Source organism: Mycobacterium canetti CIPT 140010059 (genome assembly GCF_000253375.1).
In the GTDB taxonomy this organism is placed as follows: Bacteria; Actinomycetota; Actinomycetes; order Mycobacteriales; family Mycobacteriaceae; genus Mycobacterium; species Mycobacterium tuberculosis.
Window position 1 is genome coordinate 2,330,953 of the sequence record NC_015848.1, and the last position, 25,914, is coordinate 2,356,866.

The following is a 25,914-nucleotide window of genomic DNA, read 5'->3' on the forward strand; positions in this document are numbered from 1 at the left end:
AACGTCGCCAACCGATACTCGGCTCCAACGGCATGGGGGACGGGATGCCCGGATCACGTGTCACACCACCCGCGCACCCTTGCGGAAGGATATCCGTAAGTCTAGACTTACGGTTCGTGTCCACTTACAGATCGCCGGATCGCGCTTGGCAGGCGCTGGCGGACGGCACTCGCCGGGCCATCGTGGAGCGGCTGGCGCACGGCCCGCTGGCCGTCGGCGAGTTGGCCCGCGACCTGCCCGTCAGCCGACCCGCGGTGTCACAGCACCTCAAAGTGCTCAAGACCGCCAGGCTGGTGTGCGACCGCCCCGCGGGAACACGCCGCGTCTACCAGCTCGACCCGACAGGCCTTGCGGCATTGCGCACCGACCTCGACCGGTTCTGGACACGCGCCCTGACTGGCTACGCGCAGCTCATCGACTCCGAAGGAGACGACACATGACACGCCCGCGAACCGATGCCATCCACCACCACGTTGTCGTCAACGCCCCGATCGAGCGTGCGTTCGCCGTGTTCACCACGCGGTTCGGCGACTTCAAGCCTCGCGAGCACAATCTGCTTGCTGTCCCGATCACCGAGACGGTGTTCGAATGCCATGCGGGAGGTCATATCTACGATCGCGGTGTTGACGGAAGCGTGTGCAAATGGGCGCGCGTGCTGGTCTATGAACCGCCCAGCCGGGTGCTATTCACGTGGGATATCGGCCCGACTTGGCGGCCGGAAACCGATCTGGCCAAGACCAGTGAGGTCGAAGTCCGCTTCACCGCGCAGTCCGCCGAGACGACACGCGTCGACCTCGAACATCGCCATCTCGACCGACACGGTCCGGGCTGGGAGTCGGTCGCCGACGGCGTTGACGGCGAGGCCGGATGGCCGTTATACCTACGCCGCTATACCGACCTGTTCTGCATCCAGGTGCAGCCATGATCGCGGCAGACGACGAGACCGAGATGTCCATGATGGACATGGCCCGCGCCGAGCGGGGCGAACTGGCGGCGTTTCTGACCACCCTCACACTGCAGCAATGGGAAACACCCAGCCTGTGCGCCGGGTGGAGCGTCAAAGAAGTTGTCGCACATATGATCAGCTACGAAGATCTCGGCGTTTTCGGGTTGCTCAAGCGCTTTGCCAAAGGCCGGATCGTCCGGGCCAATGAGGTGGGTGTCGACGAATTCGCTGGGCTCAGCCCACAGGAGTTGGTTGACTATGTCGGCCGGCATCTCCAACCGCGTGGGCTGACGGCGGGTTTCGGCGGAATGATCGCCCTCGTCGATGGCATGATCCACCACCAGGACATCCGCCGCCCGCTCGGTCAGCCCCGCACCATCCCCGCGCAGCGACTTGACCGCGTGTTGCGGCTGATGCCGAAGAACCCCAGGCTGCGAGCTCGGCCACGCATCAAAGGGCTGCGACTGCGAGCCACCGACCTCGACTGGACAATCGGCACCGGGCCCGAAGTAACCGGACCCGGCGAAGCCTTGCTCATGGCAATGGCCGGCAGGCCAGCGGCGGTCAGCGACCTCTCCGGCCCCGGAAAGCCCACGCTAGCCGGACGACTCGGTTAACGACAGCTACAGCGACGGCGTGAACGGGCCGCCGCAGTCAGCCAGATAACCAGCGTAATTCCAGTTCGCCAAGAACTTTTGACCCGCCTGGAATCCGCGTTGGTAAAGAGCCTCGCGTTGTTCGGCGGTGATGTCGAAGTCGATCGGACTCACGTCGTGGGCGGGCACGAAGATGGTGCGCCGAACGGTACACGGATCGTCGATGTAGGCGTTGTCCTGATTGCTCACCAGTGTTTCGATCGCCGCGATGCCCAACGACACTGGCCCTTGGACCGGCCGGGTAGGTGGAATGCCCGGACGCGCCGACAACCTGATCCCGAACGTGGGCCATCGCGGTTCAGCGTCGGTTCGGTCGAACAGCGCCACCGGAAAGTTCGACAGCAAGCCACCGTCGACCCAGGTGGCGCCGCGCACCCGAACAGGCTCGAACACAAACGGGATCGCCGATGAGGCGTGCACCGCACGCGCCACCGAGAAGTCGTCCGGGTGGATGCCGTAGGAGTCCAGGTCCCACGGGATGCGAACGAGTCGGCGACGGGATAGGTCGCTGGCGGTGACCACCAGCGACCAGGCGAACTGTTCGGGTGCCTCGCCGGTGCGCAAGTCGCCAAAGGTGTGCACGCCTAGGTCAGCGAGCAAACCGCCGAGCAGCTGTTCCAGATAGGCCCCGCGGTAAACGCCGTCCGACAACAGCAGAGAGAGTCCCCCGCCGATCAACGGCACGTGTCCTATCAGATTGCGGTCGAGGAACTTCGGGTAGTCGATGCTGCGCATCATCTCGGCAAGCCGCGTCACCGGCTCACCGGCCGTTTGTAGGGCCGCGACCAGCGACGCGACGATCGCACCCGCGCTGCTGCCCGCCACCCTGGGAAATCGGTAACCGGCATCGGCCAGCGCGTCCACCGCTCCAACCAACCCTATCCCCCGGACCCCGCCGCCTTCACACACCAGGTCGACGCGTGCTGTGCTCACCAGCGCCACGTTAGCCCGGAATCCGACGCCCGTCGACGGCGAAGAAGTGCAGGTGTCCCGGTGTGGGACATAGCCGCACGCGACTACCCCGCTCGGGCGGGCCGCGGCCGTCCACTCGAGCGACGATTGACTGGTCCATTTCGCAGCCGCCCGACACGATTCGACCATACAAGTAGGCGTCCGCTCCAAGTTCTTCGACCATGTCGACGTCCATCTCGATGCCGGCGCCGCCCAGCTCCAAATGTTCGGGGCGAACACCGATAATGACCTCGGCTGCCGTACCGACGACCGCACGCGGCAGCAGGATCTGCCAATCACCCAGTGACACCGTGGAATCGGCGATGGAAAGCCTGAACAGGTTCATCGCCGGGGAACCGATGAACCCCGCGACGAACACGTTGCCCGGCTTGCGGTAGAGCTCTCGAGGCGAAGCACACTGTTGCAGCACACCGTCAGACAGCACCGCGACGCGGTCACCCATCGTCATGGCCTCGACCTGGTCGTGAGTGACATACACGGTGGTGGTACCCAGTTGCCGTTGTAACGCGGCGATCTGATTGCGGGTTTGCCCGCGAAGTTTGGCGTCAAGATTGGACAGCGGTTCGTCCATCAGGAATACCTGTGGGCGCCGCACGATCGCACGACCCATCGCCACCCGTTGCCGTTGGCCGCCGGAGAGATCTTTCGGCTTGCGATCCAGATAAGATTGCAGATCAAGCAATTTCGCTGCGGCAAGCACCCGCTGGCGGATCTCGGCCTTGCCGATCTTGGCGACCTTCAACGCGAAGCCCATGTTCTGCGCCACCGTCATGTGCGGGTAGAGGGCGTAGTTCTGGAACACCATGGCGACATCACGATCCTTGGGATCGACATCGGTGACGTCGCGCTCGCCGATCCGGATACGCCCACAGTCCAGCGTCTCCAAGCCAGCCACCATTCGTAACGACGTCGTCTTGCCACATCCGGACGGCCCCACCAGGACAACGAACTCGCCATCGCCGACGATCAGGTCGAGCCGATCCAGGGCCGGTCGGTCCGTGCCGGGATAGCGCCGGGTTGCCTGCTCTAAACTCACCGAAGCCATGGTTACCCGCCGAGCCCAGTCACCGCGATACCACGGACAAAGGAACGTTGTGCGACCGCATAAAGGATGACCAACGGCACCAGCATCAGCATCGACGCCGCCATCAGCACCGGCCACCGGGCGACGTATTCGCCCCGCAATCGGACCAGGCCAAGGGTGAGCGTCGCCAGGCTGTTTCGCTGGATCATCAGCAGCGGCCACAGAAAGTCGTTCCACACGTTGACCCAGGTGAGCACACCCAGCACCAGCACCGCGGGACGTGAATGCGGCAGCAGAATCCGCCAGTAGATCTGCCACGGCGAGCAACCGTCGAGAATCGCGGCTTCCTCGAGATCGGTCGGCAGCGTGCGGAAGAACTGCCGCATCAGGTAGGTACCGAACGCGCTACCGAACAATCCCGGCACGATCATCGCCCACGGCGTATCCACCCACCCCACGATCCGCATGAGAATGAACTGTGGGATGACGGTCACCGTCAACGGCACCATCAAAGTGCCCAAGTACAAGACGAACAACGTATCGCGGCCCCGGAACTGCAGTCGCGCGAAGGCATAACCGGCCAACGAGCAGAAGAAGACCTGCCCGGCGGTGACACATCCGGCATACAGCACGGTGTTGAAGAACATCCGCCAGAACGGCATCAACGCGAACACCTCGCGGTAGTTGGACCATTGCGGATGCGACGGGAACAGCGTCGGCTCGGTCACCTCGCCGTCCGCCTTCAGGGAGCCCGACAGCGCCCAGATGATAGGGAACAGCGCGCACCAAGCGATCCCGATCAGTCCCGCGTACAGGGCGAGCCCACGAATGAAGTGGCGGTGGACTATTCGATCAGCCCAGCCCACGGGACGCCTCCCAGGAGCGCCGGTGCGTAATTCGCAACTGCAGCACGGTCAACACCAGCAAGATGGCGAACATCACCCACGCCAACGCGGACGCATAGCCGAATTCCAGGAACGAAAACGCGTGCTGGAACAGCATGATGCCCAAAACATAGGTAGCCGTCTCGGGCCCACCGTTGGCACCGGTAAGGACGTAGACAAGGTCAAACGCCTGGAACGCGTGGATGATCGATATGACCACCACGAATGACAATGCCCCCCGGATCAGCGGTACCGTGATGGACACGAACTGGCGGATCTCGCCGGCACCATCGATCCTGGCCGCCTCGTACACAGTCTCCGGAACCCCCTGCATCGCGGCCAGCAGGACGACCGTGGCGAAGGGCACACTGCGCCAGACGCTGACCAGGCAAAGCGAGACCATGGCCCATCGGGGTTCGATTAGCCATGGGATGGGGCCGATTCCCAACCAGCCGAGCATGATGTTGAGTAGGCCATTGTCGGTGTTGAAGACGAACTGCCAGACGACCGCCATCACCACCGAGGAGATCGCCAACGGCAAGAAGACGACCGTCCGAAAAAGGCTGATGCCTTTGATTTTCCGGTTTAGAAAGGCGGCGACGACGAGGCTGACGACAACGGTCGGTACCACGGTGCCGACGGTGTAGACCGCGGTGTTGACCACGGCGATGAGAAACAGCGGATCAGAAGTGAAGAGGTTTCTGAAATTGTCCAACCCCACGAACGTCGCATGTGTAAACAAGTCCCACTTCTGAAAGCTCATGTACAGCGAGAATCCCAGCGGAAACAGCATGAACACCACAACGGCAGCCAAGTTCGGCGCGACGAACATACGCCCCGCCCACGCGCGTCGCCCCCTGCGCTGTGTCATGGATTGCGCAGCACTTCATCGACGGCCTGCGATAGCCCGGTCAGCGAGGTCGCCGGCCGGGATCCACGCAGCACGGGTCCGAAGTAGCGGTCCATCAGGGCGGCGATCTTCTCCCAGGCCGGGGTCACCGGCAAGCCTTCCGAATAGGCCGGCCCCTCGCTGAGCACGGCAAGATTGCCTACCCTGCGGTGGGCGTTGGCGAATCCGTGCGAGTTGATCGCCGATCTCAGCACCGGCACGAACAGGCGGGATTCGCCGATCAGTGCCTGCCCCACCGGGCCGGTCGCGAACTTTACGAATTCCCACGCCTGGGCCTTGCGTCGACTGGTCGCCGCAATGGCCAGCCCGGTGACACCGATATCTGAACAGGCGGCTCGTCCGCGCGGACCGATGGGCAGTGGGGCGACGTCGAAGTCCAGACCGTCGGCACGGTCGAACGTCTGATATCGCCAGTGCCCGGCCAACGCGATCCCGGCCTTGCCCACAGAAAACAGGTCCGCCGTCGACATCGACTGCTGCTCAGCAGCGCTGGGGGCTACCTTGTGCTTGTTGGTCAGGTCGGCGTAGAACTGCACCGCTTCGAGGAACCCGTCGTGGTCGAAATTGAGGTGGGTGGGATTCATCCGCGGAACCGACCACGGTACACCGTTATTCATGGCGAACAACCCGGCAGCGTAGAACGAGACCCACGCGTTGACGAAGCCCCATTGCCTGTCCCGTCCCGACCGGCCCTGCTTGGTAAGCGCCTGGGCGGCATCCAGGAATTCGGCGAAGCTCCATGGCCGTTCCCAGCTACCGGGCGGCGGTGGCACGCCGGCGTCGTCGAATAGCTGTTTGTTGTAGAACAAGAAGTTGCCGGACCATTGCTCCGGAAAGGCGTACTGGCCTCCGTTGAACGTGAAAGTCTCATACAGGGCCCCGATGCTGTCCGATTTCAGCTCCGCGGCGAAAGCCTGGTCGCGCGCCAATAGCGTGTTCAGGTCAAGCAACACCCCCCGGTCGGCCAGTTCGGCATAGGTCAGTTCCCATGCCATCAGCACATCCGGACACTTGCCACCCGCGCAAAACGTTGCGAGCTGCTGCATGACGCCGGGTCCGGACAACAGGGCCCGTACCTTGATATCGGGATAGCGCCGCTGGAATTCGTTGACGACGCGCATCCGGGGACGGAGCTCGTCCGGATTGGCTGCAAAAAAGAAAGTCAACGCGTCATCGTCATCGGCAGCACACCCAGCGGCCCAGGGAGCCAGCGAGGCCGCAGTAAGCGCGCCCGCACCCCGTAACAGACTGCGCCGCTCGAACGGCTTATTGACCATCGTGCTCCCGATTTTGGGTCCTGTGGTACAACGACCGTCAGGCTGGGAAGTACCGAATCCGATTGATCCGGTTGCCGCGCCACGGCACGTCGGCGAACATGATGCCGCGCCGGTGGTCCGACGCGAGCGACACCGCGACGGTGGATCCGGCGCCGGTCACCTTGGTCCAGCTAGCCCCGCGCAGCTGCTCGAACAGCTCGACAATGTCGAGTAGCTCATCCTCGCCTAAAGTCATTGTGGCAGTGCGTGATAACGCGTGATACGCAGCGGGCTTGTCTGCCCGGGACGCGGCGTTGAGGAACGTTTCCACCAGCTTCTTGTGCCGCCGGCCCGCCCGGCGAAAGCCGGTCAGGAATCCTGCGGTGCCGCCCAACCCTTGATTGCCTAGCAGCGCTCGCGACAGTTGCAGGGCGGGTCTTGTGGCCCCCGATCCCGTACGCAGAAACTGCAGCATCATCGCCGGCAACTCCCAGTACGCCCGCAGTGCGGCAATCTGCCACTCGCCGGTAACCGGTCGTAGGTCATAGCGTAGGAAGGCGGGAATGAACACCGTCACAGCCGAGTCCATCGCGACCTCGAGTTCGAGATCGCGCAGCACCACCGTGCCGGAGACGATATCCAGATCGCGATGGAACGTGATATCCCGCGGCCCGATGAAGGTGTCGTAGAAGCGGCCGATGGCCTCATGCCCCACCTGCGGCCGCGAACCCACCGGGTCTTCGACCCGCGCGTCACCGGTGAACAACCCGACCCAGCCGGCGCGGTCGTGCGCGGCGGCCGCTTGCGGCGAGCGCTCCACCGCCGCCAACAGTTCATCCCGGTTCGGCGGTGCCATCAGGAGCTGCAAACCAACTCGACGCTGGCGGTGCGCATCTCCTCCAGCGCGGCGACGGTGGTATCGGCCGACACACCCGCTGTCAGGTCCACCAGCACCCTGGTGGCCAAGCCATTGCGTACCGCGTCCTCGGCCGTCTGGCGCACACAATGATCGGTGGCAATACCGACCACGTCGACCTCATCGACGCCGCGTTGCCGCAGCCAATTCAGCAGTGGCGTGCCGTTCTCGTCGACTCCTTCGAAGCCGCTGTACGCTCCGGTGTAGGCACCCTTGTAGAACACCGCCTCGATTGCCGACGTGTCCAGACTGGGATGGAAGTCCGCGCCGGGAGTACCGCTGACGCAATGCGGTGGCCACGACGAGGAATAGTCCGGTGTGCCGGAGAAGTGGTCACCCGGGTCGATGTGGAAGTCCTTGGTCGCCACGACGTGATGGTAGTCCGCCGCTTCGGCCAGGTAGTCGCTGATGGCGCGGGCCAGCGCGGCGCCACCGGTTACCGCCAGCGAGCCACCCTCGCAGAAGTCGTTCTGCACGTCGACGATGATCAACGCCCGCATACGTCCACCATACGTTCGGGCGACTGCCCGGGCAGTTTGCCTACCGACGCGGCAGCCACAGATATAGGGTCCATGACGCCGTGACGATCGCGAACATGACCAGCTGAGCGGCGGCCACCCAACCGGCGGGATAGATCACGCCGGTGATGTAGTGAGCGACAAATCCGTCCGGTGACAGAGGTGTCATCGCGGCCTTGGTGCGAGCCCAGCGCTCCACCCAGGTCAGCGGGCAGTCGACCCGCTTAGCGGCGATGCCGATCCCCCATATCACCGCCGGAACATGCAGCCACATCGTGCGTCGCCACCGCAGGGCAAGGAAACCGCCGGCAAGGACGTAAGCGATGAAAGCGAAGTGCATTACCACCGTTGATACAACGACGGTTTCGTACATCTCTCGGGTTGCCTTTCCAGGTCGCGGCGCTTCGGCCACTGACAGAAAAGGTTCAATTCGCCAGCGAAAACCCGTCCCATGCGATCCGGCGGTGCTGATGCGGATCGAACTCGATGCGGCACCTGCGGTCGAAAACCAGGACGGCACGGTCGTCTTGGGTGTAAGCCGGCCAGTCGTCGCCCGGAACGCCAATTTGGCTGAAACAACGCCAGCGGCGTTGCACCTCGTTGCTGACCCGAAGGGCGGCACGGCGGTCGGCGGCGGCGGTCAGCAATGCGCCAAATCTGGTGCGATAGATGTCGAAGACGGCAAACAGTTCGGTGGCATGGGTGGCGCCGAAACCCGACCAGCGCAGCGTCCGTGGCGCGTAGTCATATCGGTATAGGTAGGTGGGCGCATTGGCGCCGTGAGCCTCGGCGATCTGCCAGGCCGCCGAGCTAAAGGCGAAGTCACCACCGAGCTGGATGCACGCCGAGGGCGCAGGGTAGTTCGGGTAGGCGGCGGTAATGCGTTCACGATCGGCCGGTTTCATGCCCGACAGTAGCTCTTCAACCATCGGTTCGTTGGTCGGCAGCATCCCCAGAAAGCGGGTGAACAACCGACCCTCTTCGGCGTTGGTTCCCACGATCAGCGGAACCGCGTGCACCCGGCCGGACCGCATCGCCTCGACGGGGTCCATGGGCAGGTAGTCGTCGCCGAACACCGGACCAATCGGGAAGGCGCCCAGCCTTTTCCGCATTCCCTGGCGAATCAGGTGGTGTTGGGCTTCCACCAGCTGCGCGGGGGACGCCTGCATCAACGCATTGGCGGCATCCTGGGTACGCGCGCCGATCAGATTGGCAAAGCGTGCCGCGAACTCGGCGGCCACCTCGCGCGAACGCACCATGCCCGCCGCTGGGCTTTCCGAGATCGCCCTGGCGAACAGGCCTTTGGCGGCTGGCACCGCCAACAGTGTGGCGGTGATATGCGCGCCCGCGCTTCCGCCGAAAATGGTGACATTGCCTGGGTCACCGCCGAACTCCGCGATGTTGTCGTGGACCCAACGCAACGCCAACACCAGGTCGCGCAGGTACACGTTGCTGTCGAGGGTGATCTGCGGTGTCGACAAGGACGACAGGTCAAGACACCCCAACGCGCCCAGCCGGTAGTTGACCGACACGTACACGCAGCCGCGGCGTGCCAACGCTGCGCCGTCGTATATGGGGGTTGCCGAGCTGCCCAGGATGTAGCCCCCACCGTGGATGAACACCATTACCGGCAGCGGCTGGGTGGCTGGCTCTTCGGGTGTGACGACGTTGAGGGTGAGACAGTCCTCGCTGCGGGTCTGGTACCTGCCGATGCCCATCACGGTGTAGCGGCGCTGCTGAGGAGCACAGTTGGCAAACGTGTGGCAGTGCCGTACGCCCGGCCAGGGCTGCGCTGGCTGCGGCGCCCGGAATCGCAGCGAGCCCACCGGCGCCCTGGCGTAAGGGATTGATCGCCAACGGTGCACACCGTCGCGCGTGAAGCCTTCAACGATGCCGGTGGCCGTGCGGGCGCGCACGGTGCGCTCGTGCATAGACCCGACGGTAGCCGACTCCAGGGCCACGCGGCATGCGCAGCGCAGGAATGGGGCGGGGCGGCTAGCCTGTCGGGATGCGGATCGCCGCGCTGGTCGCAGTGTCGTTGCTGATTGCGGGGTGCTCGCGCGAGGTCGGCGGTGATGTAGGGCAGTCGCAGACCATCGCCCCGCCGGCGCCCGCCCCGTCGGCGGCGCCGTCAACACCACCGGCCGCAGGAGCGCCGATCACCACTATCGTGTCTTGGATTGAGGCGGGTCACCCGGTTGATCCCGCCGCCTATCACGTCGCCACCCGCGACGGCGTCACCACCCAGCTTGGCGACGACGTCGCGTTCAGCGCTTCGTCGGGCACGGTGGCCTGTATGACGGATGGCAGGCACACTAGCGGCACCCTGGCCTGCCTGGTCCGACTCGCGAACCCACCACCCCGGCCCGAGACGGCCTACGGTGAATGGAAGGGCGGCTGGGTCGACTTTGACGGCATCCACCTGCAGGTCGGGTCCGCCCGCGCCGACCCGGGCCCGTTCGTCTACGGCAATGGACCCGAGCTGGCCAACGGGGACACGCTGTCGATCGGGGACTACCGCTGCCGCTCCGATCAAGCGGGCCTGTTCTGCGTGAACTACGCCCATCAGTCCGCGGTCCGGTTCGCCAGCGCCGGGATCGAGCCGTTCGGCTGCCTGAAGCCGGTGCCGCCACCCGACGGCGTGGGCGTTGCGTTCGGCTGCTGAGGTGCACCCGTCACAAGCTGACACGACGAACTAGGTTCAGCGACTGAGATCGCTTCCCGGAAGCGCCGGCCCATCTTCGGACGCCAGCTCAACCACATGAATTTCCCCGGTAGCCCCGTCGACCTCCACCAATGCTCCTGGTGGCAGAAACCGGGTAGCTCCCTGGGCGTCGACCACGCAAGGGAATCCGAACTCGCGGGCGACCACCGCGGCATGTGACATCGGGCCGCCGAGCTCGGTCACCACGGCGGCGGCGTAGCAGAAGGCCGCGGTGTAGCCGACGTCGGTGACCTCGGCGACCAGAATCTCGCCGGGCTGCAAATCGTCGATGGTCTCCGGACGCACGATCCGCACCCGGCCGCGCACCCGTCCGCCGCAGACGCCGACTCCGCGTAGAGTGTCCCCGGCCGCCAGCGCCGCCGCCGACGAAGGCGACGATTCCCAGCTTCCGCTGAACACCGTGGGCGGAACGATGCCGGCAAGCCTGCGCTGTTCGGCACGGCGCCGAGCCACCAGCCCCGACACGTCTGCCGGCAGCGCATCGATTTCGTCGACCAAGAGGTAGAACACATCGTCCGGGGTGTCGAAGACGCCGGCCTCGGTCAGCCGGCGCCCGTACTCCCGCAGCAGAGCACGCAGCACCCAGATGGCACGCACCATCCTGTCGCGGCGGACCTCGCGGTCGCGGAGCTGGCGCGCCGCCAGCAACGCAACGGGCTTGGCCCGCAACGGAATCACCGGCGTCGGCGGTTGCGGCGCTGGCACCGCACGTAGCGTCTTGGCTACCATCCGCACCAGCAACTCGGGGTTGTCGGCATAGCTGGTGGCGGCCATCTCGACTTCCGCCGGACCGCGGTGCCCGATCAGCGCCAGCTCGGCCAGCACCGCGGAATGGAACTCCGGCGCCTCGACAGCTAGCTTGTCCAGACGCTCCCCCGGCTCGGCCAGCAACCGAATCACGACCGGATCCCGCCGTGCCGCGGCCACCAGCCGCTGCACCGCCTCCACCGATCGCGCGCTGACCAACTCCGGCCCGGCCGCCGGTGCGGTGTCCCGCCCGCACAATCCTCGCAACAACACGTTGAACGCCGCACACAGCATGAACGACCCCGAGGCCAGCACCCAGCCGTGCACGACGTGGTCACGTGCCAACAAGATCAGGCTCAACAACCGGCGGTCGTCGTGGGTAGCGAGGTTATCGAAGGCGAGACGCTCCAGGCGATCGACGTCGGCGACATAGGCATCGGTGTCGCGGGGTGAGCCGGCGGACAGGCCCACCAGGTTGACGCCGAACACCCCGATATTGCGTAGCGTACGTAACCACCTGCGGGCACGGCTGGATTCCGATGGCGGTCGCTGCGCGCCAAAGATGGGCAGCGAAGCCATGCTGGGTCCGAAGAACCCGCTGTTGCTGACGATCGTCGCCGGCTTGGCGAAGGGGACGGTTGCTGCCATGAAATGCGCCGACGTGATGGCCCCGTACAGCCGGTGGGCGAACACCGCGACGGTCCGCATGGCGATTTCGCGCTGGATCACCCCGCCGGGCCGCAGCCGCTCCGCGATGCCCACCCCGCCGGCACGCAAGCCCCGCACAGTCACCGATGCCGACGACGGCGAGAACGGGCCGGGCAGCGCCTCGGAGAGGTTGGTGGCCAGATAGGTCGGGAAGCGCGGGTCGATCGGCGTGTCGAACTCGCCGTTGGCCCCTTCTGGGCCGGCCAATCTGGGTGCGACACCGTCGTCTGCCGGGGAGTCGACCGCCGGAAGGTCCTGGATGTTAGCCAGCCGCCAAGGCAGGGAAAAGGTTCGCTTTCCCAGACCGATCCGGCCACGCACCGCCAGGGTGAAGTCTTCGAGACACTCCTCGGCGTTCCAGGCCGGCTGGAATCCCCAGTGGTCACGCAGGAGCGTGACATCCATCAATGGCGCGCTGTGCAGGAGTTCGAGTTCGGCGAACGAGGTGACACGTCGTAGCACTGGGGAGCCAATAGGCACCATGGGCCGCCCGAGCGCGGCCGCGATGCGCCGAAACGTCAACTCGCCAGGGGCGGCGAGATTAACAGGGCCGCTGTCGATTACCGTGTCCAGTAGCGCGCGAACCAACAGCCGCTGCGCGTCGTCGGAGTGGACGACTTGTACGACGCGATCAGCATACCCGGCGGGTAACACCGGCAGAGCAAACAGCCGCTGCACCCAGTTGTCGACATTTCGACCGAAAATGAGCGCGCAGCGCACGGCGACCCATTCCAGGCCGCAGTCGGCCAGCATCTGCTCGACGCGGGGTTGGTGACCGCTGGACGTGAAAACGATGCGCCCGGTTCCGGTCTCGGCCATCGCCTTGAGGACATTGGCGGTGCCGTCGATATTGATGTGGTCGTTTCGGCCACGCACCCACGCACAATGCGCGACCACATCCGCACCTGTCATAGCACTTTCGACGGCGGTGGCATCCCGGATATCGGCCGCAATGAAATCCGCTGAGCTCGGCCAGCTGTCCGGTCGATGACGTGCGATTCCGACGACCTCGTGACCCTGACTCAGCAATCTGGCGGTCAGGCCGCGGCCGAGAACTCCGCTGGCCCCGGTGACGGCGATTCTCACGGTCCTACTCGTCGTCGTTCCGAAACGCCGCGTTGACCAGGTCGTCGAGGTCCATGTCCGCGATCTCTTGTTCGGCGGTCGGCGCCAACGCCGGGTCCTGGCCGCTGGTTTCGGTTTCATTTGCCAGCGCGAGCAACAGATCCAGCACTCCCGCCTGCCGTAAGCGCTTGACCGGAATGGACGCCACAATGCGTTGTAGTTCGGCTTCCCCGGCCGCCACGGCTGAAGTGTCTTGCGGTGATGAGCCGAGCAGTTCTCGACGCATGTAGCCGGCCAGCGCCGCGGAGTTGGGGTAGTCGAAGATGAGCGTGGGTGAAAGCGCCAGGCCGGTGGCGGATTTGAGCCGGTTGCGCATTTCGACCGCGGTGAGCGAGTCGAAACCCAACTCCTGGAATGCCCTATCCGGGTCGATGGCTTCGGGGCTGGCGCTACCCAGCACGGTGGCGATGTGCGAGCGCACCAGGTCCAGCAGGACGGCGTGTTGCTCGTCTTCGGGCAGTCCTTCCAGGCGTTGCAGCAGAGCCGATTTCGATTTCGCCGCGGCCAACGAGTCATCGACCTGGCGCCTGGTCGGCGCGTTGATCAGATCGACGAACATCGGCGGCAACGTGCCGCCATCGAACTTGACCTTCAACGCCGCAAAGTCGATGTGGGCGGGCAGCATGAATGGCTCGTCGACGATCATTGCGGTGTCGAACAATTGCAGGGCGTCAGCAGACGACATCGCCACGATGCCGTCGCGGGCGAAGCGTTTGAAGTCCACCGTCGCCAGGCCGCCGGTCATGGCGCTGGCCTGGTCCCACAGACCCCAGCCCAGGGAGATGGCCGGCAGCCCATGGGCCCGCCGGTGGGCGGCCAGCGCATCCAAAAACGAATTGGCGGCCGCATAGTTGGCCTGGCCCGACGATCCGACCAGCCCGGCCATCGACGAAAACATGACAAACGCCGACACATCCAGGTCGCGAGTCAACTCGTGCAGGTGCCACGCCGCGTCCACCTTGGACCGCAACACCACATCCACCCGATCCGGTGTCAGTGACGTCACCACCGCGTCGTCGAGTGCACCGGCGGCGTGGATCACGCCCGACAACCGATGCTGAACCGGAATATCGGCGATCACCTTGGCCAACGCCGCTCGATCCGCCGCATCACAGGCCACCACCTGCACCTGCGCACCGGCGGCAGCCAACTCGGCCACCAGCTCCGCAGCCCCGGGAGCATCCGGGCCGCGCCGACTCACCAACACCAGATTGCGCACCCCATGACGAGCCACCACGTGACGGGCCACCGCCGAACCCGCCATCCCGGTGCCACCGGTGATCAACACCGTGCCCGCCGCCCACGAGCCGGGCATCAGCATGACGACCTTGCCGGTGTGGCGCGCCTGGCTCAGATAACGCAACGCCGCAGGCGCGCGCCGCACGTCAAAAGTGGTGACCGGCAACGGCCGCAGCACCCCATCGCCGAACAGCGTGGCGAGCTCGGCAAGGATCTGCGCAATGCGGTCCGGTCCCGCTTCGAATAGGTCGAAGGCGCGGTAGCGCACGCCCGGGTACTGCTGGGCGATCACGCCGGGGTCGCGGATGTCGGTCTTGCCCATCTCCAAGAACACCCCACCCGGTGCCACCAGACGCAGCGACGCATCCACGAATTCACCGGCCAACGAGTCCAACACCACGTCGAACCCTCGACCGCCAGTGGCCGCGCGGAACTTGTCCTCGAACTCTAGGCTACGTGAATCGGATATGTGGTCGTCGTCAAAGCCCATGGCGCGCAAGGTGTCCCACTTACCCTTGCTCGCGGTCGCGAACACCTCCAACCCCAGATGCCGAGCCAGCTGCACCGCCGCCATGCCCACCCCGCCGGTGCCGGCATGGATCAACACGCGCTGGCCCGACCTAGCAGCGGCCAAATCCACCAGCGCGTAGTGGGCGGTGGCGAACACCACCGAGGTGGTGGCGGCGGCCGTGTGCGACCACCCCGCCGGCACCTTGACCAGCAGCCGCTGGTCGGTGCTGGCGACGGTTCCGGTGCCCTCGGGGAACAGGCCCATTACCCGGTCTCCGACCGCGAAAGATCCCTTGTTCAAGCTGGTTTCGATAACGACGCCGCAGGCCTCAACGCCCATGACCGCGTCCGGATCGGGATACAGACCCAGCGCGATCATGACGTCGCGGAAGTTGGCGGCAATCGCGGACACCGCAACTCGAACCTGCCCGGGGCCCAGCGGCGCGTCGGCATCGGGAATCAGCTCCAGCCGCAGATTCTCGAAGGTGCCGGCGGTGCTCATCGCCAACCGCCACGGCCGGTCACTCGGAGGAACCAACAGCCCGCCCACCGCGCGGCTACCGTGCACCCGCGCCGTATAAACCTCCCCGCGCCGCCACAACACCTGCGGCTCACCTGTCGTCACTACCGCCGCCAGGGCCGAATCGTCGAGCGGCGCATCGGAATCGACCAGCACGATCCGGCCCGGATGCTCGGTCTGCGCCGACCGCACCAATCCCCATACGGCGGCACCCGCCAAATCGGTGACATCTTCGCCCGGCAATGCCACCGCACCGCGGGTCATCACCACCAAAACCCCTGCCCCATCACGGGTTAGCCACGACTGCAACACATCCAGCACCGAACTCGTGGCGGCATACACGCCCGCCACTACGTCACCGGCCAGAGGCACCGACTCAAACACCACCGCCGCCGAGTCCTCCGTTGTCCCCCAGGCGCACACCGGTAGCGGCTCCACCGCGGCCGATGGCTGCGGCGACCAGGTGACCTCGAATAGCCGGTCCGGACCCGAGCTCGACACCGCCGCCCGCAATTGCTGATCGGTCACCGGTCGGGCCAGCATGGAAGCGACTGACAACACCGGCAATCCCAACCCATCGGCCAGCTCGATCGACACCGCCGACGGACCCACTGGCGCGATGCGGGCCCGCACCGCCGACGCCCCCGCTGCATGCAACGAGACCCCCTGCCAGGAGAACGGGACCAACACCGAACCTTGGCCACGCTCGGCGCTTTCCGCGCTCAACACCACCGCGTGCAAGGCCGCATCCAGCAGCACCGGATGCACCCCGAAGCCGGTGACCGAGACCCCGGCATCGGCGGGCAACGCCACCTCCGCGAACACCTCATCACCCCGGCGCCACATCGCGGTCAGTCCCCGAAACGCCGGCCCGTAGCCGTATCCGCGCTCGGCCAGCTGCTGATAGCCGTCCGCCACCTCAACCGGGACGGCGCCCGCCGGCGGCCACATCGCTAGATCCGCGGTCGGTTCCGCCGACCCGGCGCGCAGCGCGCCCTCGGCGTGCAACACCCAGCCGGTACCGACGTCACCACGCGAATACACCGACACCCCGCGCACGCCGGACTCGTCGGGACCATTGACGACCACCTGAACCGCCACCGAACCGGATGCGGGCAACACCAACGGCGCGGCCAGCGTTAATTCGTCGACAACGCCACAACCCACTTCGTCGCCGGCGCGGATCGCCAACTCCACAAATCCCGCTCCCGGGAAGATCGTCACGCCGGCAACGGAGTGGTCGGCCAACCAGCCCTGCACGCTGGGCGACAGCCGACCCGTCAACACCACCCCGCCCGAGGCCGGCAGATCGATCACCGCGCCCAAGAGCGCGTGCTCACTGGCCGCCAACCCCAAGCCGGCCGCGTCCGCCGCGACACCATCACCGGACAGCCAAAACCGCCGCCGTTGGAAGGCATACGTCGGCAACTCGACAAACTGCGCCTCGCCTACCACAGCGCGCCAATCCAGGTCCATACCGGTGACAAACCCTTGCGCGACGGCGTTGGTCAACGTCGCCGGCTCGGGGCGATCCTTGCGCAGCGCAGACATCGTTGTCACCGCAACGTCGGGCAACGACTCTTCGATCGACGCAACAAGGCCACCGCTGGGCCCGACTTCGAGGAATCGGCTGCCTCCGGCCGCCTGCGCGAAGCGCACACTGTCGGCGAACCGCACGGCTTGCCGGATGTGACGTCGCCAGTAGGCCGCTGATCCGAAATCGTCGCCCGCCAACTGCCCGGTCACGTTGGAGATGATTCCGATGGTGGGCCGGCCGATGGCGATTCCGGCAGCGACGGCTGCGAATTCGTCGATCATCGGATCCATCAACGGCGAGTGGAACGCGTGGGAAACCGCCAGCTGGTGGACTCGTCGTCCGTCGGCGCGCAGCTGGTCGGCCACCGCGGCCACGGCGTTTTGTGCACCCGAAATCACCAGTGACGCTGGACCGTTGACCGCAGCGATGTCAACCTCAGCGCTCAGCAGCGGCCGCACCTCTTCCTCGGCGGCTTGCACGGCGACCATCGCCCCACCGGCCGGCAACGCCTGCATGAGCCGGCCGCGGGCAGCCACCAACACCGCAGCGTTCTCCAACGACAGGACACCGGCGACATGTGCCGCAGACAACTCACCGATCGAGTGGCCCATGACAAAATCCGGTCGTACACCCCAGGATCCCAGCAACCGGAACAGGGCAACTTCCACCGCGAACAGCGCGGGCTGCGCGAATTCCGTGCTGTTCAGTAGGTTTTCGTCGTGACCCCACATCACTTCGCGCAGTGGGCGCAGCAGATGCCGGTCAAGTTCGCCCACTACGGTGTTGAACGCCTCGGCGAACACCGGGTATCCGGCGTGCAATCCCATTCCCATGCCCAGCCATTGGGAGCCTTGGCCGGGGAAGACGAACACCGTCTTACCCGCCGCAGTCGCCGTGCCCCGAACAACCGAGCCGCCCAACTGGTCACCCGCCAGCTCATCGAGCCCGGCCAACAACCGATCACGGTCCCCGCCAACCACCACCGCCCGATGCTCAAAAACCGAACGACCCGCCAACGACCACCCCACATCGGCAACATCGAGGCCATCATCGCCACGCACGTACGCGGCCAACCGAGCCGCCTGCCCCCGCAACGCCGACTCCGACTTCGCCGACACCACCCACGGCACCACCGGCCCCGCCCAACCAGCCTCCCGCCGCGGCACCACCGGCACCGCCTCGATAATCACATGCGCATTAGTGCCACTAATCCCAAACGACGACACCCCCGCACGACGCGTCCGAGCACCAGCAGGCCACACCCGCGGCGCGGTCAACAACTCCACCGCCCCCGCCGACCAATCCACATGCGGGCTAGGCACATCCACGTGCAACGTCGCCGGCAACAGCTCATGGCGCATCGCCAACACCATCTTGATCACCCCGGCCACCCCCGCCGCGGCCTGCGTATGACCCATATTCGACTTCACCGACCCCAACCACAAAGGTTCTCCCGGCTCCCCCCGATCTTGCCCATAAGTGGCCAACAACGCCTGAGCCTCAATCGGATCCCCCAACGTGGTCCCGGTCCCATGCCCCTCCACCACATCCACCTCGGCCGCGCTCAACCCGGCATTGGCCAACGCCGCCCGCACCACCCGCTGCTGCGAAGGACCATTAGGCGCGGTCAACCCATTCGACGCCCCATCCTGATTAACCGCCGACCCGACCACCACCGCCAACACCGGATGACCCAACCGCCGCGCATCCGAAAGCCGCTGCAGCACCAACATCCCACCGCCCTCGGAGAATCCGGTGCCGTCGGCCGCCGCGGCGAATGCCTTGCAGCGCCCGTCCGGGGATAATCCGCGCCAGCGGCTGAATTCCACGAAGATGTCGGGTGTGGCGTTGACGGTGACGCCGCCGGCCAGCGCCAGATCGCACTCCCCCGACCGCAGCGATCCCACCGCCATATGCAACGCCACCAACGACGACGAACACGCCGTATCCACCGACACCGCCGGACCCTCCAACCCCAGCACATAGGCCACCCGACCCGAGGCGACGCTGGACAATTGGCCGGTCAGCCGGAAGCCTTCTACCGGCTCGGCGGCGAACATGCCGTAGCCTTGCGTCATTACCCCGGCGAATACCCCGGTGGCGCTGCCGCGCAATCCGGTCGGATCAATACCGGCCCGCTCCAACGCCTCCCAGGACAACTCCAGCAACATCCGTTGCTGGGGGTCCATCGCGAGGGCCTCGCTCGGCCCCACCCCGAAGAAGGCGGGGTCGAAGTCGCCGACCCCGTCCACAAAGCCGCCGGTGCGGGTGTAGCACGCACCCGCGGCGTCGGGGTCGGGGTTGTATAGCCCGGCCAGGTCCCATCCGCGGTCGCCCGGGAATTCGGAGAGCACGTCGCGGCCCTGGATCAGCATGTCCCACATGTCGTCCGGGGAATTCACCCCGCCGGGATAGCGGCACGCCATGCCCACGATCGCGATCGGATCCTCGCTCGTGGTGCGTACCGCGGGTGTGTGCTTGATTTCCTGTGGGAGGCCGGCAAGTTCGGTGCGGATATAGGAGGCCAGCCGATTGGGTGTCGGGTAGTCGAAGATGAGCGTGGGTGAAAGTGAAAGGCCGGTAGCGGATTTGAGCCGGTTACGCATTTCGACCGCGGTCAACGAGTCAAAACCCAGGTCCTGGAACGCCTTGTCGGGGTCGATGGCTTCTGGCGTGATGTTGCCCAGCACGGTGGCGATGTGCAAACGCACCAGGCCCAGCAAGACGGCGTGCTGTTCGGCTTCGGGCAGCCCGTGCAGGCGATGCGCGAGCGCCGATTTCGACTTTGCGGCGGCCACGGAGTCGTCGACCTGACGGCGGGTCGGCGCGCTGGCTAGGTCGGAGAACATGGGCGGCACCGCCACCGCATGGGCTCGCAGTGCGGTGAGGTCAATGCGGGCGGGCGCCAGGAATGGCTCGTCGACGATCATTGCGGTGTCGAACAGTTCCAGCGCCTCAGCGGTGGACAGCGCCAGCACCCCTTCACGACCCAGCCGGGCCAGGTCTGCGGCGTCCAGGCCGCCGGTCATGGCGCTGGCCTGGTCCCACAGACCCCAGCCCAGGGAGATGGCCGGCAGCCCATGGGCCCGCCGGTGGGCGGCCAGCGCATCCAAAAACGAATTGGCGGCCGCATAGTTGGCCTGGCCCGACGATCCGACCAGCCCGGCCATCGACGAAAACATGACAAACGCCGACACATCCAGGTCGCGAGTCAACTCGTGCAGGTGCCACGCCGCGTCCACCTTGGACCGCAACACCACATCCACCCGATCCGGTGTCAGTGACGTCACCACCGCGTCGTCGAGTGCGCCGGCGGTGTGGATCACGCCCGACAATGGATGCTGAACCGGAATATCGGCGATCACCTTGGCCAACGCCGCTCGATCCGCCGCGTCACAGGCCACCACCTGTACCTGCGCACCGGCGGCGGCCAACTCGGCCACCAGCTCCGCAGCCCCGGGAGCATCCGGGCCGCGCCGGCTCACCAACACCAGATTGCGCACCCCATGACGAGCCACCACGTGACGGGCCACCGCCGAACCCGCCATCCCGGTGCCACCGGTGATCAACACCGTGCCCGCCGCCCACGAGCCGGGCATCAGCATGACGACCTTGCCGGTGTGGCGCGCCTGGCTCAGATAACGCAACGCCGCAGGCGCGCGCCGCACGTCAAAAGTGGTGACCGGCAACGGCCGCAGCACCCCATCGCCGAACAGCGTGGCGAGCTCCAGCATGTACTGATGCATCCGGGGACGTCCCGGTTCGAATAGGTCGAAGGCGCGGTAGCGCACGCCCGGGTACTGCTGGGCGATCACGCCGGGGTCGCGGATGTCGGTCTTGCCCATCTCCAAGAACACCCCACCCGGTGCCACCAGACGCAGCGACGCATCCACGAATTCACCGGCCAACGAGTCCAACACCACGTCGAACCCTCGACCGCCAGTGGCCGCGCGGAACTTGTCCTCGAACTCTAGGCTACGTGAATCGGATATGTGGTCGTCGTCAAAGCCCATGGCGCGCAAGGTGTCCCACTTACCCTTGCTCGCGGTCGCGAACACCTCCAACCCCAGATGCCGAGCCAGCTGCACCGCCGCCATGCCCACGCCGCCGGTGGCGGCATGGATCAACACGCGCTGGCCCGGTTGTACGTCGGCCAAATGTATGAATGCGTAGTACGCGGTGGTGAAGACAGCCGAGATGGCGGCGGCTTCGGCGTAGGACCAGTCGGCGGGCATCGGCAGCAGCAGCCGGACGTCGCCGGCCACCAGGGTGCCGCTGCCGTCGGGGAAGAATCCGAATACCGAATCGCCGACCGAGAATTCGGTGACACCGGGGCCGACCTCGACGACCACGCCCGCGCCTTCGCCGCCGAGCAGCGCGTCGTGGGTGAACATGCCTAGGGTGATCATGATGTCGCGGAAGTTGGCGGCGATGGCGCGCATGGCCACCCGGACCTGGCCGGGCCCCAACGGTGCGTCGGCGTTGGGAACCGGCTCGAGCCGCAGATTTTCGAAGGTGCCCGCGCTGCCCAGACCCAACCGCCATGGCCCATCGCCCGGCGGCACCAAGATGGCATCCGCCGCGCGGCTGCCGCGCACGCGCGCGGTGTACACCTGTCCGCCCCGCAGCACTACCTGCGGCTCGCCAGTCGCCAACGCCATCGCGATCGCCGCGTCGTCGGTGGCCGCATCGGAATCGACCAGCACGATCCGGCCCGGATGCTCGGTCTGCGCCGACCGCACCAGCCCCCACACGGCCGCGCCCGCCAGATCGGCGACGTCTTCGCGGGGCAGCGCCATCGCGCCCCGGGTCGCCACCACCAGCACCCCGGATTCATGGTCGGTCAGCCACGACTGCACTGCGGCCAGAGCCTGGTGGCTGCGCACGTAGCTGCCGGCTACCGGATCTTGGTCAGCCGCAACCGATTCAAAGATCTGGTAGGCGGGCGTGGAACCCAGGGCCGTGACCCCCGATGCACGCGACCAGATCACTTCGAACAGCCGGTCGGGACCCGAGCCCGACACTGCCGCCAGCAGCTGCCGCTCGGTCACCGGGCGGGCCACCATCGAGGCCACCGACAATACCGGCAGACCCAGCCCGTCCGCCAACTCCACCGACACCGCCGATGGCCCCGCCGGCGCGATCCGGGCCCGCACCGCCGAGGCCCCCGTGGCATGCAACGACACGCCCTGCCAAGCGAACGGCAATGCGAGTTCGTCCGGGTCGCCGGCGATCACGACCGCATGCAAGACGGCGTCCAACAAAGCCGGATGCACACCGAACCCACCGACTCCCCCGGCCGCCTCCGGCAGCCTCACCTCGGCGAATATTTCCTCGCCGCGGGCCCACATCGCGGTCAGCCCGCGAAACGCCGGTCCGTACCGGTAGCCGCATGTCGCCAACCGCTCATAGCCATCGGCCACGTCCACCGCCACGGCACCTGCCGGTGGCCACACCGATAAGTCCGCGCCTGGTTCAACCGACCCGGGCCGCAGGATACCCTCGGCATGCAAAAGCCAGCCCGCTTGCGCGTCAGCTCGGGAAAATATCGACACACCACGGGAATTCGAATCCCGGCCAGCGTCGACTACCACTTGCACCGCAACGGAGCCGGTGGCGGGCAACAGCAGGGGTGCGGCCAGCGTCAGCTCGTCAAGCACCGAGCAGCCGACTTCATCGCCGGCGCGGATCGCCAGCTCCACGAACCCGGTGCCCGGGAACAGCACGACGTCCGAAACGGCGTGGTCGGCCAACCACGGCTGCACGTTGGGCGACAACCGACCCGTCAACACCATCAACACCATCCCGCCCGAGGCGGGCAGGTCGACCACCGCGCCCAGCAACGGGTGTTCGCTCGCACCCAACCCCAAACCGAATGCGTCGGCACCTGAGCCCTCGGCCGAGAGCCAAAACCGGCGCTTGTCAAAGGCATACGTCGGCAGCTCGACATAGCCCGCTCCGTCCAGCGTGCCCCGCCAGTCCACAGCCACCCCCGCCACAAACGCGGACGCCGTCGAGAGCAGGAATCGGTGCAGCCCACCGTCTCCACGCCCCAGCGTGGGGACGACAATGGCCTCGCTGTCACCGTCGGTGCACGCGGCGAATGTTTCCTCGACACCGGTAATCAACGCCGGATGCGGGCTGGATTCGATGAACGTGCGGTAGCCCTGCTCGCAGGCGTTGCGCACCGCCTGGTCGAATAGCACGGTCTGGCGGACGTTGCGGTACCAGTAGTCGGCGTCCAAACCAGCTGTATCCAAACGATTTCCGGTCACCGTAGAGAAGAAGACGGTACGCGTGGGTCGCGGTTCGATGCCGGATAGAGCTTCGGCGAGTGGGCCGCGGATCGCCTCGACCTCCACCGAATGCGAGGCATAGTCCACCTCGATCCGGCGGGTCCGCAGTTCCTTGGTGGAGCACAGCGCGATCAGCTCCTCCAGCGCGCCCACTTCGCCCGACACCACCACCGCCGAGGGGCCGTTGACGACGGCGATGCTGACCCGATCGCCGAAGGGCGCCAACAAATCCCGCGCCTGGTCGGCACCGCACGCGATGGACACCATGCCGCCCGGGCCGGCCAGTCCGGCCAGCAACTTGCTGCGCAGCGTGACCACTCGTGCGGCGTCGCGCAGCGACAGCGCGCCAGCAACGTAGGCGGCAGCGATCTCGCCTTGCGAATGACCGATCACCGCATCAGGACGCACTGCGACCGACTTCCACAGCTCGGCCAGTGACACCATCACCGCGAACAGCACGGGCTGCACCACATCCACGCGATCCAGTCCCGGTGCACCGGGGGCGCCACGCAGCACGTCCACCAGCGACCAGTCGACAAATTCCGCGAACGCCTCGGCACACGCGTCGATCTGCTGCGCGAATGCCGGTGCGGTATCAAGCAATTCGATTCCCATGCCCAGCCATTGGGAACCTTGGCCGGGGAAGACGAACACCGTCTTACCCGCGGGGGTAGCCGTGCCCCGAACAACCGAGCCGCCCAACTGGTCACCCGCCAGCTCATCGAGCCCGGCCAACAACCGATCACGGTCCCCGCCAACCACCACCGCCCGATGCTCAAAAACCGAACGACCCGCCAACGACCACCCCACATCGGCAACATCGAGGCCATCATCGCCACGCACGTACGCGGCCAACCGAGCCGCCTGCCCCCGCAACGCCGACTCCGACTTCGCCGACACCACCCACGGCACCACCGGCCCCGCCCAACCAGCCTCCCGCCGCGGCACCACCGGCACCGCCTCGATAATCACATGCGCATTAGTGCCACTAATCCCAAACGACGACACCCCCGCACGACGCGTCCGAGCACCAGCAGGCCACACCCGCGGTGCGGTCAACAACTCCACCGCCCCCGCCGACCAATCCACATGCGGGCTAGGCACATCCACGTGCAACGTCGCCGGCAACAGCTCATGGCGCATCGCCAACACCATCTTGATCACCCCGGCCACCCCCGCCGCGGCCTGCGTATGACCCATATTCGACTTCACCGACCCCAACCACAGCGGCTCTCCCGGCTCCCCCCGATCTTGCCCATAAGTGGCCAACAACGCCTGAGCCTCAATCGGATCCCCCAACGTGGTCCCGGTCCCATGACCCTCCACCACATCCACCTCGGCTGCGCTCAACCCGGCATTGGCCAACGCCGCCCGCACCACCCGCTGCTGCGAAGGACCATTAGGCGCGGTCAACCCATTCGACGCCCCATCCTGATTAACCGCCGACCCGACCACCACCGCCAACACCGGATGACCCAACCGCCGCGCATCCGAAAGCCGCTCCAACGCCAACATCCCACCGCCCTCGGACCAGCCGACCCCGTCGGCAGCCCCGCCGTAGGGCTTGCACCGGCCGTCGGGTGCCAGCCCGCGATGCCTGCTGAATTCCACGAAGACCGTCGGCGTGGCGTTGACGGTGACGCCGCCGGCCAGCGCCAGGTCGCACTCCCCCGACCGCAGCGATCCCACCGCCATATGCAACGCCACCAACGACGACGAACACGCCGTATCCACCGACACCGCCGGGCCCTCCAACCCCAGCACATAAGCCACCCGACCCGAGGCGACGCTGGAGGTCATGCCGGTCAACCGGTAGCCCTCGATCTCCTCGGCCAACATTCCGTAGCCGCCGACGATGAGTCCGGCGAATACCCCGGTGGCGCTGCCGCGCAATCCGGTCGGATCAATACCGGCCCGCTCCAACGCCTCCCAGGACAACTCCAGCAACATCCGATGCTGCGGATCCATCGCTAACGCCTCGCTGGGCGAAATACCGAAGAACGCGGGATCGAAATCCGCGACACCATCCACGAAGCCCCCGGTGCGCGCGTACGACTTATGGCGCGCGTCGGGATCCGGGTCGAACAACCCGGCCAGATCCCAGCCGCGGTCGGTGGGAAACCCGGATATCACGTCCCGACCCTCGGCCACCATCTGCCACAGCCCTTCCGGGGAATCGACGCCCCCCGGGAAGCGACACGACATGCCCACGATGGCGATCGGCTCGCTCGAGCGCTCCAGCAACGCACGGTTGGTGCGCTTCAGGCGTTCCACCTGGACCAGCGCTTTGCGCAGCGCTTCGGTCGCATGCTGGAGTTGATCAACCATTACTAACCTCGCCTAACTCTCGCTAATATTGGCCGTCGCCGACCGCCGGATGCGGCTCTCGCCGAGTCACCGAAGTTGCTGCACAAAACGACGCCGT

Annotated in this window: 15 protein-coding genes; 4 read left to right on the forward strand and 11 right to left on the reverse strand. The window is 66.2% G+C overall.

The window, feature by feature from the left end; genetic code table 11:
* The first annotated feature begins 116 nt into the window (after window positions 1-116).
* Genes MCAN_RS10745 through MCAN_RS10755 form a run of 3 tightly spaced genes read left to right on the forward strand, consistent with a single transcriptional unit; the run spans window position 117 to window position 1,563 of the window.
* Window positions 117-440, forward strand: coding sequence for an ArsR/SmtB family transcription factor (locus MCAN_RS10745; RefSeq protein WP_003410200.1), 324 nt, complete (start codon window positions 117-119; stop codon window positions 438-440).
* Window positions 437-925 (forward strand): SRPBCC family protein, encoded by a 489-nt coding sequence (locus MCAN_RS10750; RefSeq protein ID WP_014001085.1) that lies wholly within the window; start codon window positions 437-439, stop codon window positions 923-925. The genes MCAN_RS10745 and MCAN_RS10750 overlap by 4 nt, the downstream gene beginning before the upstream one ends.
* Complete coding sequence (locus tag MCAN_RS10755) at window positions 922-1,563, forward strand: maleylpyruvate isomerase family mycothiol-dependent enzyme (protein WP_014001086.1); 642 nt, start codon at window positions 922-924, stop codon at window positions 1,561-1,563. Before MCAN_RS10750 ends, MCAN_RS10755 begins: the two co-directional genes overlap by 4 nt.
* 6 nt (window positions 1,564-1,569) lie before the next feature.
* On the opposite strand, the gene MCAN_RS10760 is transcribed toward MCAN_RS10755, so the two are convergent.
* Genes MCAN_RS10760 through MCAN_RS10800 form a run of 9 tightly spaced genes read right to left on the reverse strand, consistent with a single transcriptional unit; the run spans window position 1,570 to window position 10,013 of the window.
* Window positions 1,570-2,544 (reverse strand): patatin-like phospholipase family protein, encoded by a 975-nt coding sequence (locus MCAN_RS10760; protein ID WP_014001087.1) that lies wholly within the window; start codon window positions 2,542-2,544, stop codon window positions 1,570-1,572.
* Between the two features lies 1 nt (window position 2,545).
* Window positions 2,546-3,619 (reverse strand): ABC transporter ATP-binding protein, encoded by a 1,074-nt coding sequence (locus tag MCAN_RS10765; protein WP_014001088.1) that lies wholly within the window; start codon window positions 3,617-3,619, stop codon window positions 2,546-2,548.
* A 2-nt stretch (window positions 3,620-3,621) separates the two neighbouring features.
* On the reverse strand, window positions 3,622-4,464 hold the full coding sequence (locus MCAN_RS10770; protein WP_014001089.1) for a carbohydrate ABC transporter permease: 843 nt from the start codon (window positions 4,462-4,464) through the stop codon (window positions 3,622-3,624).
* The gene (locus tag MCAN_RS10775) at window positions 4,451-5,353 is read right to left on the reverse strand and encodes a carbohydrate ABC transporter permease (protein ID WP_014001090.1); all 903 of its coding nucleotides are present in this window, start codon (window positions 5,351-5,353) and stop codon (window positions 4,451-4,453) included. The genes MCAN_RS10770 and MCAN_RS10775 overlap by 14 nt, the downstream gene beginning before the upstream one ends.
* Complete coding sequence (locus MCAN_RS10780) at window positions 5,350-6,669, reverse strand: ABC transporter substrate-binding protein (RefSeq protein WP_014001091.1); 1,320 nt, start codon at window positions 6,667-6,669, stop codon at window positions 5,350-5,352. The genes MCAN_RS10775 and MCAN_RS10780 overlap by 4 nt, the downstream gene beginning before the upstream one ends.
* A gap of 37 nt (window positions 6,670-6,706) precedes the next feature.
* Window positions 6,707-7,504 carry a ketosteroid isomerase family protein gene (locus tag MCAN_RS10785; protein ID WP_014001092.1) on the reverse strand — a complete coding sequence of 266 codons (798 nt, stop codon included), beginning with the start codon at window positions 7,502-7,504 and terminating at the stop codon, window positions 6,707-6,709.
* Window positions 7,504-8,064 (reverse strand): pyrazinamidase PncA, encoded by a 561-nt coding sequence (gene pncA, locus MCAN_RS10790; protein ID WP_003410243.1) that lies wholly within the window; start codon window positions 8,062-8,064, stop codon window positions 7,504-7,506. The genes MCAN_RS10785 and pncA overlap by 1 nt, the downstream gene beginning before the upstream one ends.
* Before the next feature lie 40 nt (window positions 8,065-8,104).
* Window positions 8,105-8,455, reverse strand: coding sequence for a DUF2784 domain-containing protein (locus MCAN_RS10795; protein WP_041180093.1), 351 nt, complete (start codon window positions 8,453-8,455; stop codon window positions 8,105-8,107).
* A gap of 52 nt (window positions 8,456-8,507) precedes the next feature.
* A complete protein-coding gene (locus MCAN_RS10800; protein WP_041180094.1) occupies window positions 8,508-10,013 on the reverse strand; it encodes a carboxylesterase/lipase family protein in 1,506 nt (501 codons plus the stop codon).
* A gap of 77 nt (window positions 10,014-10,090) precedes the next feature.
* On the opposite strand from MCAN_RS10800, the gene MCAN_RS10805 reads away from it, so the two are divergent.
* Window positions 10,091-10,747: a hypothetical protein gene (locus MCAN_RS10805; RefSeq protein ID WP_014001095.1), complete on the forward strand. Its 657-nt coding sequence runs from the start codon at window positions 10,091-10,093 to the stop codon at window positions 10,745-10,747.
* A gap of 36 nt (window positions 10,748-10,783) precedes the next feature.
* Here MCAN_RS10805 and MCAN_RS10810 read toward each other — a convergent pair whose 3' ends face one another.
* Together MCAN_RS10810 and MCAN_RS10815 are read right to left on the reverse strand one after the other, a co-directional pair.
* Window positions 10,784-13,348: a sugar epimerase family protein gene (locus MCAN_RS10810; RefSeq protein WP_014001096.1), complete on the reverse strand. Its 2,565-nt coding sequence runs from the start codon at window positions 13,346-13,348 to the stop codon at window positions 10,784-10,786.
* A gap of 4 nt (window positions 13,349-13,352) precedes the next feature.
* The gene (locus MCAN_RS10815; RefSeq protein WP_014001097.1) at window positions 13,353-25,817 is read right to left on the reverse strand and encodes a type I polyketide synthase; all 12,465 of its coding nucleotides are present in this window, start codon (window positions 25,815-25,817) and stop codon (window positions 13,353-13,355) included.
* Between the last annotated feature and the right edge of the window lie 97 nt (window positions 25,818-25,914).